The organism is Oryzibacillus soli (assembly GCF_051594765.1).
GTDB lineage: Bacteria > Bacillota > Bacilli > Paenibacillales > NBRC-103111 > Paenibacillus_AR.
Map to the genome: position 1 here is coordinate 52288 of NZ_JBPPGJ010000008.1, position 15913 is coordinate 68200.

12 protein-coding genes are annotated in these 15913 nt (G+C 59.4%); 9 read left to right on the plus strand and 3 right to left on the minus strand.

Annotated features, from left to right (window positions below; translation table 11 throughout):
• Positions 1-207 precede the first annotated feature (207 nt).
• From cyoE to ACSEXW_RS12245, 3 genes are all read left to right on the plus strand, one after another.
• Positions 208-1143: a heme o synthase gene (cyoE, locus tag ACSEXW_RS12235; RefSeq protein WP_438446644.1), complete on the plus strand. Its 936-nt coding sequence runs from the start codon at positions 208-210 to the stop codon at positions 1141-1143.
• Between the two features lie 78 nt (positions 1144-1221).
• Positions 1222-1848 carry an SCO family protein gene (locus ACSEXW_RS12240; protein WP_438446438.1) on the plus strand — a complete coding sequence of 209 codons (627 nt, stop codon included), beginning with the start codon at positions 1222-1224 and terminating at the stop codon, positions 1846-1848.
• A gap of 33 nt (positions 1849-1881) precedes the next feature.
• Positions 1882-2808, plus strand: a complete 927-nt coding sequence (locus tag ACSEXW_RS12245; protein WP_438446439.1) for an AEC family transporter — start codon at positions 1882-1884, stop codon at positions 2806-2808.
• Between the two features lie 10 nt (positions 2809-2818).
• Here ACSEXW_RS12245 and ACSEXW_RS12250 read toward each other — a convergent pair whose 3' ends face one another.
• Positions 2819-3172 (minus strand): DNA primase, encoded by a 354-nt coding sequence (locus ACSEXW_RS12250; RefSeq protein WP_438446440.1) that lies wholly within the window; start codon positions 3170-3172, stop codon positions 2819-2821.
• A gap of 365 nt (positions 3173-3537) precedes the next feature.
• Here ACSEXW_RS12250 and ACSEXW_RS12255 point away from each other — a divergent pair, with 365 nt between their 5' ends.
• The 3 genes from ACSEXW_RS12255 (at position 3538) to ACSEXW_RS12265 (ending at position 9972) form a co-directional block, all read left to right on the plus strand.
• On the plus strand, positions 3538-7680 hold the full coding sequence (locus ACSEXW_RS12255) for a rhamnogalacturonan lyase family protein (RefSeq protein WP_438446441.1): 4143 nt from the start codon (positions 3538-3540) through the stop codon (positions 7678-7680).
• Positions 7681-7812: 132 nt separating this feature from the next.
• Positions 7813-8151 (plus strand): hypothetical protein, encoded by a 339-nt coding sequence (locus tag ACSEXW_RS12260; RefSeq protein WP_438446442.1) that lies wholly within the window; start codon positions 7813-7815, stop codon positions 8149-8151.
• 234 nt (positions 8152-8385) lie between these two features.
• Positions 8386-9972, plus strand: a complete 1587-nt coding sequence (locus ACSEXW_RS12265) for a glycoside hydrolase family 28 protein (protein ID WP_438446443.1) — start codon at positions 8386-8388, stop codon at positions 9970-9972.
• A gap of 58 nt (positions 9973-10030) precedes the next feature.
• Here the strand turns inward: ACSEXW_RS12265 and ACSEXW_RS12270 are convergent, their stop codons facing one another.
• A complete protein-coding gene (locus tag ACSEXW_RS12270) occupies positions 10031-10873 on the minus strand; it encodes a helix-turn-helix transcriptional regulator (protein WP_438446444.1) in 843 nt (280 codons plus the stop codon).
• Between the two features lie 150 nt (positions 10874-11023).
• On the opposite strand from ACSEXW_RS12270, the gene ACSEXW_RS12275 reads away from it, so the two are divergent.
• The 3 genes from ACSEXW_RS12275 (at position 11024) to ACSEXW_RS12285 (ending at position 15002) form a co-directional block, all read left to right on the plus strand.
• Positions 11024-12595 carry a glycoside hydrolase family 43 protein gene (locus ACSEXW_RS12275; protein ID WP_438446445.1) on the plus strand — a complete coding sequence of 524 codons (1572 nt, stop codon included), beginning with the start codon at positions 11024-11026 and terminating at the stop codon, positions 12593-12595.
• A gap of 123 nt (positions 12596-12718) precedes the next feature.
• Positions 12719-14020: a hypothetical protein gene (locus ACSEXW_RS12280; protein WP_438446446.1), complete on the plus strand. Its 1302-nt coding sequence runs from the start codon at positions 12719-12721 to the stop codon at positions 14018-14020.
• Position 14021: 1 nt separating this feature from the next.
• On the plus strand, positions 14022-15002 hold the full coding sequence (locus tag ACSEXW_RS12285) for a Gfo/Idh/MocA family protein (RefSeq protein ID WP_438446447.1): 981 nt from the start codon (positions 14022-14024) through the stop codon (positions 15000-15002).
• Positions 15003-15031: 29 nt separating this feature from the next.
• Here ACSEXW_RS12285 and ACSEXW_RS12290 read toward each other — a convergent pair whose 3' ends face one another.
• Positions 15032-15739, minus strand: a complete 708-nt coding sequence (locus ACSEXW_RS12290) for a tyrosine-protein phosphatase (RefSeq protein WP_438446448.1) — start codon at positions 15737-15739, stop codon at positions 15032-15034.
• Between the last annotated feature and the right edge of the window lie 174 nt (positions 15740-15913).

Consider the following 15913-nt stretch of genomic DNA (forward strand, 5'->3'; position numbering starts at 1 on the left):
CCAAGGGCGGACAGCGCATCCCGCGTGTCTAAGCTGCTTGGGCTTTTTGACCAGATGAGAGGTTCCATAATTCGCCGCCTCGCCGAAATCCCGTTTCAGTTGTCAAAGCAACGGGGGATTGATATTATAATCATTATAATATGTAGACGCAGCAACAGCGGAAGCATAGAACTTGGAGGAGGAGACCGCCTCGTGGAACAAGCTGCAATGGAAAAGCAAGTCCGCTTCGACTCCGAAGCCGGAACTGCAGGCGGGGCCCTGGAGACCCCGGTGCCGCGGAGCTTGAGCTGGAAGGACTTTGTACAAGTCGCCAAGCCCGGCATTTTATTCTCGAATCTGATTACGACCTTCGGCGGGTTTTGGATCGCATCCCGTTGGGACATCAACTGGTTACTTATGGTTTGGACCCTGCTCGGCACCATGCTCGTCATGGCGTCCGGGTGCGTGCTGAACAACTATCTGGACCGGGATATGGACGTGAAGATGGCACGTACCCGGAACCGGGCTTTGCCTACTGGGGCCATGACACCGAACCTGGTGCTGGGCTACGGAATATTCCTCGGGGTCGTGGGCGTGTCCGTCCTGGGTATTCTCGTGAACCCGCTGTCCGCCCTCTTGGGCCTGCTCGGCCTCTTCGTCTATGTGTGGGTGTACACCGCCTGGCTGAAGCGCACCTCCGTCTGGAGCACTACCATCGGCGCCATCTCCGGCGCGGTGCCCCCGGTGATCGGATACGCGGCTGTGGCTAACCAGCTGGACATGGGAGCGCTCATTCTCTTCCTGATTCTGTTCCTGTGGCAGCCGCCTCACTTCTGGGCTTTGGGCATCCGCAGGCTGGAGGATTACCGGACGGCCGGCTATCCGCTGTTACCGGTGGTCAAGGGCGTCCATCCGACGAAGATCAGCATGATGCGGTATGTTGTGCCGCTTGTGCCGGTATCCATCCTGCTCTACACCTACAACTATGTGGGCGTGTTCTATCTGGTCGCCTCCACGGTGCTCGGCCTGGCCTGGGTGTTCATGTGCGCCCGTGGCTTCGGGGCCCGGGATGAGATCAAGTGGTCCAAAGGAGTCTTTCTTTTTTCCATCAATTATTTGACGCTGCTCTTCGTCATTATGGTCATTGACACGGCAGGAAGGTAATTCTATAGATGTGGGATATCCCGTGTCTTCCGGCATGGGATTTCTTTTTGCACAAGAGAAGGGAGAGGTAGAGGAAGCATGAGCGCAACAGCCAGGAAAAATCCGCCCGTCTGGGCTCTCGTCGCCGGCATTGCCGTTCTGCTGGTCCTGGGGGCCGCGATTCTGTACCAGACGCTGGGGAATCAAACGTCGAAGTTCAATTACGACAAGCCGGGCCCCGACTTCACGCTCCAGAATCTGGACGGGAAGAATGTTACGCTTCACGACACAGACGGCAAGGCCCGCTTGGTGTATTTTTATTATGCGTCCTGCCCGGACGTCTGTCCGATGACCACGTACCTGCTGTCCCAGGTGCAGGATAAGCTGAAGGAGAAGGATGCCTTCGGCACCAAGACCGCCTTCTATTCCATTACCTTCGACCCGGTGAAGGATACGACGGAGGCCTTGAAGGAATTCGCCGGTCGGTTCCACGCGGATCTGAACGGCTGGTATTTCTTGAGAGGCGAGGAGGCTTATTCGCTGGAGCTGGCCCGGAAGTGGGAGATCGGAGTGGCGAAGCAGGCGAACGGGGATATTGCGCATACGAATGTGGTTTTCCTGGTGGATAAGAAGGGGCAGATCCGCCATTACTACAACGCGAACGATCTGGAGCTGTCGGCGGACACCATCGCCAAGGACCTGCTGGCCTTGTCCAAAGCCAAGTAATCCAGAGCGCTCGTTCGGAAGGACCGTTGCAGCATGGGGTATTTCGGACATATCTTACTTCATAACATCATTCCGCTCAGCATCATGATCGGCTTGGGGGCAGGCTTGTACCGGCGGTTCCTGCTGGATATCAAGACCTTCTCCAAGCTGATTTTTTATCTGTTCACGCCGGTAATGATCTTCAAGCTGCTTTACGAGTCGGAGCTGTCGGCGGTGATCCTGTTCCAGATCATTCTGTTCATCGTGCTCTTCTTGGGGACGCTCTACGCCATCGCAGAGGTGGTGCTCCGCTTCCGCAAGGTGGAGGGCGGCATGAAGAGCGCCATGCGCAACAGCGTGCTCTTCTACAACAGCGCCAATTACGCGATTCCGCTGAACCAGCTGGTGTTCGCGAACAACCCCTTCACCATGTCGGTCCAGCTGATCGTCATGGTGTTCCAGAGCGTGCTGCCCAACACCTACGGCATCTATGCGGTGAACGCTCACAAGAGCACCCTGCGGGAGACGCTTCGGACCATCGCCCGCATGCCGGTCATCTACGCCGTGCCGCTGGCCGTCGTGCTGAAGGAGCTGCATATTCCCATCCCGCAGCCTCTTTATGAGCCGGTCACCTACATTGCCAACGGCTACACGGCCTTGGCACTTCTGACCCTGGGGGTGCAGCTGGGCCAGATGAAGTGGCAGCCGGACCGGCTGGCCAATATTGCCTGGTCCAATGTGCTTCGGCTCTGCGTGGCCCCCCTGTTAGGCTTCGGCATCGTCTGGCTCTTGGGCATCCACGGCCTGATGGCCCAGGCGCTGGTGCTGTCCTGCGCAGTGCCCACCTCACTGGCCAGCGTCCTCTTGGCGGTAGAGTTCGACAATGAGCCGGACTTCGCCTCGCAGGCGGTGTTCTCCTCCACGGTGGCCAGCATCGTGACGGTGACCCTCGTTATTTATTTAATCCGGTTCATCCCATAACAAGCAGCGTTTACGGCAAGCTTTCTTCAGGCGGCGGATAGAGGATGTATTCCTCTAGCCCCGCCTTTACCAATTGCTGGATCAGGTATTCATCCGGTGTGCCCTCGACCCCGGCGTAGCCGCGGCGGGTGTAGATCTGCTCCGCATCGGGGAACAGATCGCTGACCATGGCCCGGATCCGCTTACCGGAGGAATCGTTGTCGGCGAACACGAATACGTCCCGGTCCCCGACGCGCTTCCGCAGGTCCGCCAGCTGGTCAGCCCCCGGCGTCCCGTACGTGCATAGGATCAGCACCTCCGGATCGAGGAGCCGCTTCAAGCGAGCCCGGTCGTTTTTGCCTTCCACGATGATCGCGATGTCCATCTGCTGTCAATCCCCCCCCCTGGCGGTTCTGGTTGTATTGTACCACAAGGCCGGAAAATGTTGCTCTGAACACTTCGCCTCGTCAAGAACCGGTTGGAAGCAAGAAAAGAGAAACGCGGTCAAAAAAGTTCTATCCCAGCATTAATCGCATGGTGCCGGGCTGCAAAAAAGTGTGCTAGACGGATAATCCGGCGCAGAGCATAGTTAACATTCGAAGGGCGAAAAGGGCTCCAGCCGTATCCGTAGACTGCAATCGTCAAGAGAGAGGGAGGCGAATGATCAAGCGGAGGCATGTCAAACGGCTGTGATTTGTAAGCGCATACTTGCGCCCGGCCATTACAAGGTCAAAGGAGTGTTATGTGAAAGTGGGTCCTAACAAGCACATTAGAAAATGGTTGGCCCTGGCTTTAACCTGGGCTCTAGTCCTATCGAACGCATCTTTGGTATGGGCGGACAGCACAGGCACGAATACGGGAGGTGCCGCGGTACTGCAAACCGTCACTTCCACTGACTTCGGCGATTCGGGGACGGTGACACCGGCCAACTGGGGCTTCACCACCTCCAGCGCCACGCTCGCCATTGACACGGCGACGGTGGGAACCAGTACCTACACCAACAGCACGCCCAAGCTCCTCTTCAATATGAGCGACCAAAAAGGCGGACGCGTCGCCACCAAAACCTTCAGCTCCCCGATCATTGGAGCGCAAACATTGCTGGCTTTCGATTGGTATCCCGGCAAGGTCAATGACAAGGGAAGCAATCCCAGTGAGAACGCCGGAGAGCTTCGCATCAGCGACAGCTCCAACAACGTCATCTACACGCTGAACAATACGAATAACTCTCCATTGACCTATTTCGCCGGCAAGCAGCTGCCCTCGAATACGGTCTTCACCAACCCGCAAACCTGGTATGCCGTGCAGATCCTGATCGACGTGCAGAACAACCGAGTCCAGCTGACGATGACGGACAAATCCAACGGAAAGACGGAATCCTATACGTCTACTCTGGATGGGGTAGCCTTCGACTGCTCGGTGTCCTCCGTCCGGCTGGCGGGGGTCCGGACCTCCGGCAACAATATCACGTGGACCACCTATCTGGACAATTTCAGCGTGTCCACCGCAGCCATACCCTTGAGCCGGATTACTCAGGTGCAGCAGTTGCCTTACCGCACTGTTTATGTGCAAGAGACCACCACCAATCCGGCTTCCGTCGGGCTTCCGCAGACGGTCAAGGTCACACTGGCCGACAAATCAACCGCTACCCTGGGAGTGACCTGGTCCTCGGTAGGAACTCCGTGGAATCCGGCCGTTCCGGGCGTATATGAATTCCGGGGGGCATTAACGACAGGCGGCTCCGTGGAGAACGGCTTCGGACGGTATGCCACCAATTACGTCTACAACCGCTTGAAGCCAAGCACACTCAAGCGCCAGGCCGAGTGGCTGGACCGGGGTGTAGTGGCCTTGAAGGCGGACACGGGTATTTTCCTGAGCTGGCGCCTTCTGGGGGATGAATACGCTCGCGATGTACGGTTCAATGTGTACCGCAACGGGCAGCTGCTTAATACCGAACCGCTGGCAGCCGGGAATTTTCTGGATGCGGCAGGTGTAGCCGGAGACCGGTATACGGTGGAGACGCTGGTGAACGGGACGGTTACCGAGCGGAATATGATGGACGCTTCCGACAAGAATTACCTGTCCATCCCGATGCAAAAGCCTGCAGGAGGCACAACGGCCTCCGGCGAGTACAGCTACAGCGTCAATGACGGCGGTGTGGCCGACCTGGACGGCGACGGACAGTATGAAGTCATCGTCAAGTGGTACCCCTCCAACGCCATCGACAGCTCGCAGAGCGCGATGACGGGGCCAACCCTCTTCGACGCCTACAAGTTGGATGGTACCCTGCTGTGGCGCATGGACATGGGGTTGAACCTGACCTCCGGCGCCCATTACAACCAGTTTATCGCCGCCGATTTTGACGGGGACGGCAAGGCGGAGTTCATGATCAAGACCGCCGACGCCACCACGGTATACGGGGCCACCGGCGGCAAGGTGGATTACTCCAAGGTCATGAGTGTTATAGGAAATCCGGCTGACAACGGCGACTATCTGAACGAGAGCGGCCATATCACCGGCGGACCGGAGTGGATGTCCGTCTTTAACGGGGAGACTGGCAGGCTGATCGATTCGGTAAAGTACGCTTTCCCACTCGGAGAGGTGTCTTCGTGGGGTGATACTTGGTACAACCGCTCCGACCGTTTCCTGTCCGGTCTGGCCTATCTGGACGGAGTCAAGCCCAGCGCCGTATTCGGCAGGGGCTATTACCAGCGGACCACCTTCGTGGCCTACAGCCTGGTGAACGGCAGGCTGGTAACCGAATGGACCTTCGACTCGAATACAGCGGGACGCGGCGATGGCTTGGGCTTCCACAACCTGTCCACCGGCGACGTGGATAACGACGGCTTCGATGAGATCGTCGCAGGCTCCCTGACTCTGGATCATGACGGCAAGATTCTGTACGCAATGGACGGAAACCAAGGACGCGTGCAGGGCTCCCATGGCGACGCTATGCACATGGGCGCCTTCGACCCGACGCGGGAAGGCTTACAGGTCGTGGAAGTGCACGAGGAGCCGTCTGTGGCCTCCTTGGAGGTGCATGACGCCGCGACGGGAGAGACTCTCCAGGCTTACTATAACTATGTGGACGCAGGACGCAGCTTGGCCGCCAATATTGACTCCAAGCCGGGCCATGAGTTCTGGGGAGCTACAAAAGGCACGACAACCGCAACCGGAGGCGGGATCTACAGCGTCACAACCGGTACGTACTCCTATACCAGCTACTCTACCGCAGGCGTTTCCATGAACTACGCTTTGTATTGGGACGGCGACCTGCTGCAGGAGATGCTGGACAATACCAGCATCACGAAGTTCAATGAGAAAACCGGCACGACCGCTGCCGTAAGAAGTTTTGACGGCGTCATGAGCAGCAACGGGACCAAGGCAACCCCGACACTGCAGGCGGATATTCTCGGCGATTGGCGCGAGGAGGTGCTGCTGCCGACAACCGACAGCTCCGAGCTCCGGATCTACAGCACCACCCTGCCGACGGACTACCGGCTGTACACTCTGATGCATGATCCGGTATACCGCAACGGCATCGGCTGGCAGAACTCAGCCTACAACCAGCCGCCTCATCTGGGCTTCTACCTGGGCGAGGATATCAAAGCAGCCGTCCTGGCCGGCCAATTGATGACACCTAAAGTGGTATATCAGAGGTATACGCCTTCTTCGGGCTCCGACAGCGGCAGCATTCCCGGCGCCGTCAAGGGTGGAATGGCGGCACCGCTTCCTTCCACAGTTACAGATGGATCGGTTAAGGTGGATGTGCCGGCGGACTCCAAGGGAGTAGCTTCCGTGTCTATTCCTGCTGCCGACCTGCTGAAGGCCGCCGGCAGTGCGAAGGAAAGCCTGCTCATTCAAGTGGCTCCCTCCTCAGGGGCCAAGGAAGTGAAGCTGTCCCTGCCGGCGAAGGAGCTGCTTCAGGCAGCCGGCGGAACGGTGAAAACGACGGTGCTGGATGCAGGTATGGCCAAGGTTTCGCTGGATGCCGGCTTGCTGGGTAAGGCGCTCAAGAACGGCGGAGCCGATCTGCAGCTGGCCGTCGCCAAGGTGGACGCCTCCTTACTGTCCGATTCCGTCCTGTCCAAGGTGGGAGACGGCACAGTTTACGACTTCAGCCTGTCCGTGGACGGCAGCCCGGTCAACGGCTTCGGCGGCGGCGTTAAGGTACAGATTCCTTATACGCTTCGTGCGGGGGAGAATCCGGATAAGGTCGTCATCTATTATCTGGATGACAAGGGCAAGCTGCAGACGGTGAAGAACGGACAGTACCAAGCGGCATCCGGAGCGGTAGAATTTAAGCCGCCTCACTTCAGCCGGTATGTGGCAGCCTACAATGAGGTCACCTTCAAGGATCTTGATCAGGCTGCTTGGGCGAAGAGCAGCATCGAAGTAATGGCAGCACGTGACATCGTGAACGGAACCGGAGACGGCAGCTTCCAGCCGTTGAACCAGGTGACTCGGGCTGAGTTCCTGAAGATGCTAATGTCCGCTTTGGAGCTCACGGACGATGCGGCGAAGAGCAGCCTGACTGATGTGGAGCAGGGAAGCTGGTACGCCAGCTCCGTGGCAGCCGCCCACAAGCTGGGCATCGTGAAGGGCAAGGAGGACGGCAGCTTCGGCGTCGAGGATCCGATCACACGCGAGGATATGGCCGTGATGGTGTTCCGGGCCGCTCAAGCCACCGGTCGCGGACTGACGGCAAATGCAGCCTCCGGGGAAGCGTTCCGCGATGAGAACGAGATCGCCTCCTACGCTGTCCAGGCGGTGGACGCCATGCGCGACAGCGGCATCATCGAAGGCGTAGGCACAGGACGCTTCGCACCGAAGAGCCCGGCCAACCGTGCGCAAGCAGCCGTGATCGTAAGCCGGCTGTTCAAGCAGGCGAAATAAGCAATATCCTATAGGCACCCCGTCGCTTCAGAAGCGCCGGGGTGTTTCGTTTGGCAAGCATGCTGTTAGAGAGGCTCCCCTTGTGGTAAATTTAGGCAGTAAGATACGGGGTATTTGTGGGGAGGAGTCCTTGTGAAGAAAACCATGATTATCGCATCGTGCATCCTGGGCATGAGCATGATTGCCGGATCACTCATCCTGTCACGAGAAGCCGGAAGCCCTATTCGAGGCAGGGAAGAGAACCCGATGATGACAGAGAAGCAGCTATCGGAGTATTTGCATGTCTCTAATGCGGATTTACAGAAGATCATAGCCGAAGATCAGACCAAGAGAGTGGAGCTGCGGAGATCGAACGGTTCCTGGGACACCTACAGCATGATACCGTATGCAGCAATCGGGGAGACCAAGGTGTTCATGAAGGATGAAGTTGACCAATGGGTGAAGTATCGTTCGTTCCATCATGATCCCTAAGGGTAAGTTCACTTTGCACCATCCACCGGTTAGCCCATCGGCTTGCCACATGTCGAAAGGGAAGAATCTCCAACGCCCGGCCTGCACATCATAACGAATGGAAACCGCCTTGAGTGCAAGGCGGTTTTCTCCTTTGATACGACAAGAAAGATTAATAATACATAAAATGATCAACAAGATGTATGGAAACTTAGTTCAATTTTGTTTAAACTGACAGCGAGGTGAGAGTGGAGAATGATCATTAACCCAACAGAGAAGAAATGGACCATGCCAGAGGTGCAATTGCCTGCCATTCCGGACCGCGAATTCCGCTTAACGGACTACGGCGCCGTGGGAGACGGAGTGACCGACAATACCGAGGCCTTCCGGAAGGCCATCGCCGATTGCTCGGCAGCGGGCGGAGGCCGCATCGTCATTCCGGCCGGCCTGTGGCTGACCGGACCGCTGAAGCTGGCCAGCCGTCTGGAGCTTCACGCAGAAGCCGGCGCAACCGTGCTGTTCAGCAAAAGGTTCAGCGATTACCCATTGATTGCATCGACCTTTGAAGGCCTGCCGGCCGTCCGCTGCCAGTCGCCGCTGGACGCCGAGGGCTGTGAAGATATTGCCATCACCGGTACCGGCGTGTTCGACGGAGGCGGTGAGGCTTGGAGGCCCGTGAAGGATTGGAAGATGACCGACAGGCAGTGGAAGAAGCTGGCGGCAAGCGGCGGCGTAGTGGACGAGGCCAACATGATGTGGTGGCCGAGCCCTGCAGCGATGAACGGCGGCGCCCGCCTGGCCGAGCTGCTCCGGGAAGGGAAGACTGAGCCGGCGGATTTCCTGGAGATCCGGGATTACCTGCGTCCGAATCTGCTCAGCTTCCGCCGCTGCAAGCGGGTTCTCCTGCAGGATGCCACGTTCCAGAATTCCCCGGCGTGGAACCTGCATCCGTGGGCCTGTGAGCATGTGACCCTCCGCGGCGTCACCGTGCGGAATCCCTGGTTCGCCCAGAACGGCGACGGCCTGGATCTGGATTCCTGCAAGTACGCGCTGGTGGAGAACTGCAGCTTCGACGTGGGCGACGACGCCATCTGCATGAAGTCCGGCAAGGATAAGCCCGGCCGGGATCTGGGGATGCCGCTGGAGTACGTCACCATCCGCAACTGCATCGTATACCATGGCCACGGCGGCTTCGTCGTCGGCAGCGAGATGTCCGGCGGCGTCCGGTATGTGGACGTGTCCGACTGCACCTTCATGGGGACGGATATCGGCATCCGCTTCAAGAGCGCCCGGGGACGCGGCGGCGTGGTGGAGGACATCGCCATGCGCAACATCCGCATGGTGGACATCGTCGGCGAAGCCATCTCCTTCTCGCTCTTCTACGAGGGCAAGGAAGGCTCCGGCGAAGCTCGGGACCAAGCATTCCCCGTCACGGAGGAGACACCGGTGTTCCGCAACATCACCATCGACGATTGTGTGTGCACCGGTGCGGAGACCGCCTTCCTCATCAACGGCCTGGCCGAGATGCCCGTCGAAGGCTTGACCATCCGCAACTACTTGGCGGAAGCCAAGCAGGGCGTGGTCTGCCACAACGCCAAGAAGCTCCGCCTGGAGGATCTGCGCCTGACGACGGCCGAGGGACCTCTGGTGAAGCTGCATCAATGCGAGGAGGTGGACATTCTCCGGCTTACGGGAAGCGGAAGCGGGGACAGCCGGATGCTGACGGTCAGCGGCAGCCGGAGCGGTGCCATCGACTGCCGGCAGCCGGACACGGCCGAGAACTGCCGGGCCGTAGCCGTCGCCCCTGAAGTAACGGGAAGGGTCGAGATCCACAGCGTGTAAGCGGCTAGGGAAGGGGAGGCAAGGGGAAGGGAAGAAAGGGCGGCGCTAAGGCCGTCCTTCATCCCTTATGATGCTTGCGGTAGTGAAGCGGCGAGTAGCCCGTCACCTTCTTGAAGGTCTTGTTGAAGTGGGATACGTGCTCGAAGCCGACCATCTCGGCGATGCGGTGGATCTTCTCCTTGCCGGTACGCAGAAGCTTCTGGGACTCGCGGATCCGGACCACCCGGACGTACTCGCTGAAGTGGAAGCCCGTCAGCTTCAGGAAGATCCGGCTGAGATACGCGGGACTGATGTAGAACAGCTTCGCCACATGGTCCAGCGTCAGAGGCTCCCGGTAATGATCGTGGATGTAGGAAGCGATCTCCGATATTTTCTGATGCATGGGGTGGGAGGCTTCGGTGGTTTCCTGTCCCAGATTCCCGTTGCGGTGGATCCGGATCAGGAACTCCATAAGGAGGCTCCGCACATAGGATGCGTAGAGAGCGGGCTCTTCCCGGCATTCGGACAGCATGGTCAGAAGCAGGTGCTCCAGCTCGGATTGCTGGTCGAGAGGGAAGCGCAGCAGCGCCGACTCCTGAAAAGAGGGCAGGTCCAGCACCGCACGGTCCTGTTCGGTCAGGAACTCCGGGGCGAAGTGTACGAGCACCCGCTCGAATTCTTCGATTTGGGAGCTGGCGGTGGAGTGAAGATCTCCCGGCCGGACCAGGACCAAATCTCCTTTTTGGGCGGTATAGACTTTGCCGTTCATGAAATAGACCCGTTCCCCCTGGAGCAGATAATAGAGCTCGTAGTAGGGATGGGTATGGGGCCGCGGCATAACGTAGTAGCCGGTCCGGCGCATCTGCTGTATGGAAAACAGCTGGTCGTCGATTTGGTATTTGATCCCGATGAGGTCGCTCATGGTGGCGTTCACCATCCTATCCTTGTTCCACAAAAAGTGACAATATGTATCATACAAGACTGCTGGGCTCTTGGAAATAGAGGCCGATAAAAATGCTGTATGACAAGAGTATACATGGTTCATCTATTGAATGAAAGAGGAGGGTTATCAATGTCGAAAGAGCAAGGTATGAAGTCCGTGTGGGTGGCGGATCTGGGGGACGGAACCTACCGGAATCCGATCCTGTACGCCGATTATTCGGACCCCGATATGGTCCGGGTGGGGGAGGATTTCTATATGACGGCCTCCAGCTTCGCCCACTCACCTGGACTGCCGGTGCTGCACTCCAAGGATCTGGTCAATTGGACCCTGATCGCCCATGCGGTGGATGTGCTGCCGGGCGGGTATGACGGCTGCGTCCGTCACGGGGACGGCGTATGGGCTCCCAGCATCCGGTACCACGACGGTAAGTATTGGATCTTCTTCAGCGCGCCGGACGAAGGCATCTACATGACCACGGCGGAGAATCCGGCGGGTCCCTGGTCGCCGCTGCACATGGTCAAGGAGGTCAAGGGCTGGATTGACCCGTGCCCGTTCTGGGACGACGACGGCCAGGCATATCTGGTCCACGCCTTCGCCCGGAGCCGCTGCGGCATCAAGCACCGCCTGAAGATGTGCCGCATGAAGCCGGACGGCACGGCCCTCTTGGATGATGGTGTCGTCATCTTCGACGGGGAGCAGGACCATCCGACCATGGAAGGGCCCAAGATGTACAAGCGCAACGGCTACTATTACATCTTCGCGCCGGCAGGCGGCGTGCCCACCGGGTGGCAGACCATCCTGCGGTCAAAGTCCGTCTTTGGCCCCTATGAGGACAAGATTGTTCTGGCCCAGGGCTCAACGGAGGTCAACGGCCCCCATCAGGGCGGTTATGTGGAGCTGGAGTCCGGGGAATCTTGGTTCGTCCACTTCCAGGACCGGGAGGCTTACGGGCGTATCGTCCACCTCCAGCCTATGGGCTGGGAGAACGATTGGCCCTATATGGGCACCTCGACGGGCGACAGCGTTCTGGGAGAGCCGGTTATCATCCACAAGAAGCCTAACGTAGGCAAGGAATGGCCGGCTGCGGAGCCGGAGACGAACGATGAGTTCGATTTGCCGGTACTCGGTCTCCAGTGGCAGTGGCAGGGCAACCGGAAGTCCGGATGGTCCTCCCTGAAGGCCAATCCGGGCCATCTGCGGCTCTACACCCAGCCGCTGCCCGAAGGCGGCACCACCCTGTACCACGCGCCGAGCGTCATCGGCCAGAAGCTTCCGGCGCCGGAGTTCACGGCGGAGGCCAAGCTGGATTTCCATCCGGGAGCCGTCGGCGAGCGGGCCGGCCTCACGGTTTTCGGCCATGATTATGCGTATGTGGCGCTGGAGAAGACGGAGACGGGCTTGAAGCTGGTCTATGTCACCGGCCATGGAAGCAAGGAAGGCTCGACGGAGACCGTAGCGGATGCTGTGGAGCTTCCGGCCGGCACGAGCACCGTCTTCCTGCGGACGACCTGCGTGCTGGAGGCGGTCTTCACCTGGGCCTACAGCCTGGACGGCCAGTCGTACAAGACCATCGGCAGCGCCTTCACGGCGGTGCCCGGCGGCTGGGTCGGCGCCAAGCTGGGTCTGTTCTCCCTCCGGATGAACGGGGCCGAAGGGTATGAGGGCTACACGGATGTGGATTGGTTCCGCTTCCGGAAGTAATCCGGAGCAAGCCACTCGGCATTCGAACGTGCCATATGCATGGAAACGATGGCCCGCAGCGGGAACGCTCCGGGTCCATCGTTATGATAGGGGCATGACCATCGCCCGGGAGGAGTAGCCATCATGCTGCGCATCATCAAATTCTACATCCCCATGGGTATCTCTTCCATGCTGGCCGCTCTGACGCATGTCATCGTCAACAGCGTGCTGGCACGCTCCAGCACGCCGGATTTTACCATCAGCACGTATGCGGTGGCCTTGAGCCTCTCCTTCCTGATCGATATGCCTTCCAATGCCATCCGGCAATCCTCCAGCAAGTTCTCGAGGGACCGGACCTCGTTCCGGTCCGTCGCCAAGCTGACGGGGATTCTGATCGGCATCCTGCTGGCGATTAGTGTGGTCATCGGCTGGACCCCGGCCGGAGAGGCCTTGTTCCGGCACGTGTTCGGCGTGAAGGAGGAGCTGGCGGTGCCGACGGTCCGCGTGTATCAGGTGCTGGCTTTCCTCTACGTCTTCTCCGGCCTCCGGAGCCTGTTCCAAGGCGTCATCATCAATCAGCTGCGAACGGGCTGGATGACCCTCGGGATGGGCATCCGCGTGGCCGTCATGTTCAGCATGTCTTGGCTGTTCATCCATAACGGCTGGACCGATGACGGCCGGGCCGGTGCCTGGATCTTCCTGGTGGGCATCATCATCGAATGCTCGGTGGCGGTCTGGGAGGGCTGGAGCCTCCAGAGCAAGCTTCCCGAGCACCGGGAGGAGGAGACGATCCGCAAGACCCGGAGTCTTCTTCCCTTCTATATGCCGCTCCTCTACTCCTCGGTCATCGTTGTCATGCTGAACCCGAGCATCCAGGCGGGGCTGAACGCCAGCTCCGACGCGACTCTGGCCGTGGCGTCCTATGCAGTGGCCATCCAGCTGTCGAACATGGCGGCCTGGTTCTGTGCCTCGGTGCACCAGATCGTCATCCAGTTCTACCGCAAGGAGCCCCGGAACGTGGCCGTTGTGGTGGCCGCCTTGTCCGTTCTGTCCCCGCTGTTCCTGCTGACGGTGTCTACGGAGGCGGCCGGAAGCTGGCTGCTCCGGGGCGTCATGGGACTGAAGGGCGAGCTCCTGGACGAGGTCCGGATCCTGCTTCGGATTCTGGCCCTGCAGGCGGCGCTGTTCCCTTGGATCGACTTCATCGCAGGCAAGTCCATGCTGTTCGGGCGGACCCGGGTCATTCTGATGGGGAAGATGGTTTCCGTAACTTTTTCCATCCTTCTGCTCATCCTATGTGTATACGCCTTCCCGCACTTGAACGGAGCCTTGGCGGGGGTCGTGACGTCTGCGGGAGCCTGCGTCGAGCTCTTGATCGTCTATATGTGGTTCCGGCGGTCGGCGCGAAGCCCCGGTCCGGAAACGTTGAAGGAGGCAGCAAGCTGACATGAAGCGATTCATTCTGGTGGGTCACGGGACCATCAGCGCCAAGTATACGGCCGCCATCGCCCGGTTCCAAGACCGTGCCGAAATCGTGGGGGTGGTCGGCCGGAATCCGGGGAAGTGCGAAGCCTACGCCCGGGAACACGGGATTCCCGTATGGGGCACCGACCTGAAGGAGGTGGCCGCCCGCTCGGAAGCGACGGCGGCCGTCATCTGCACGCCCAACGCGCTCCATTACGAGGGCGTCATGCAGGCGTCGTCGCTGGGCTTGCACTGCCTCTGCGAGAAGCCGCTTCATATCGAGCCGGCCAGGCAGGAGGAGATGATCGCCAGCTGCAAGCAGCACGGCGTCATGCTGGCGGTCTCCTACATGCGGCGGTTCATTCCCCACATCCGGCAGATCAAGGCATGGATGGATGAGGGACGTCTGGGGCGGATCACGGTGGTGGATGCCATGATGAAGCATTACCGGACGAAGGAGTATTACGATTCCTGGCACGGGACGTGGGCGCTGGACGGAGGCGGCCCGTTCATCCAACAGGGCAGCCATCTCCTCGATATGGTGCTGTGGCTGGCCGGGGGCTGCGAGGAGGTGCTGGAGGCGAGGACGTTCCGCGTCTATCATGACATCGAGACGGAGGACCACGGCTACGCCATGCTCCGATACGGCAATGGGGCGGTGGGCATGATCGAGGCCTCTACCGCCAGTGTCGGCATGAAGAAGGAATATGTGGAGATTACGGGGACACTCGGCAGCGTGACCGCCGATTACGAGGGGATTCTCAGCCTGGACATTCCGGGCTTGGAGCTTCCGGAGGCTCCGCCCGTAGAGAACGACGGTCTGTTCGTGTCGCTGGTGGAGGATTTCTTGGAGGCGCTGGATACGGGACGCGACCCGTTCATTACGGGGGAATCCGCATCCCGTGCCACGGAGCTGGCCTTGGCCATCTATGCCAAGGCCGGCCCGCCGGTGACGGTAAGGTAGGAGAAGCGACAGGACGGGGCGTTCAGCTGTTAAGGCAACAGAATGGCTTCGGTCCGTGCCATCATCTCGGCGGTGTATGCTGCACCCAGACGGGTCTCGAGCCATTCGTAGCCCAGGGTCAGCTGCGGCCGCCGTTTCATGTTGTGGGCATCCGTCGCGATGAGGTGAACCAAGGTCCGGTCGGCCATCCATTCGGAGAACTGCCGGGCCTCTTCGCCATGGGCTCCGAGCAGGCTGTCCGCCGTGACCTGAACCCAGGCCCCTTGCTCCACCAGGTCCTCCAGCAGCGACGGAGTTTCGCGGAAGAAGAAATGCCGCTCGGGGTGTGGGAGAATGGGCTGGATGCCCTGCTCGAGCAGCCCTTTGACGATACCGGGTGTCTCTGGCTCATAGTCGGTCCAGCGCTGCTCCAAGAGAAGATAGCCCCGGCCGCCCCCCAGGAAGTGGAAGCCGCCGCCTCGCAGCTGCTCCTCCAAGAACGAAGGATGATCCAATCTCACCTCGTGTCCGGGATGGACCGTCAAGCCGATGCGAAGCCGGTCCAGCTCCGCATGGAGCTGCTCGATCCGGGCCAAGATCAAGCGCTTGTCCGTAATCAGCCCCTGGTGAAAATGCGGCGTCGCGATGACATGCCGGATCCCGTCCGCGTATATCAGCTTCGCCAGCTCTACGGATTCCTCGAGATCCTTCGGTCCGTCGTCCAATCCGTGAAGAATGTGGCAATGAATGTCGATCATGGTTCTCCGCCTCCTGAATCTCTCTGTATATGATTTCATGTGTTCTCTATTGTACCTTAAGGCCGGACGGACGGGGAAGGCGAACTCGAGTGAAATTCGGCATTGTGGAAAGCTGCCTTGCTAAGGGATAATGGACTATAAAAAAAAGAAAACGGTGGGATCTATGGAGAAACC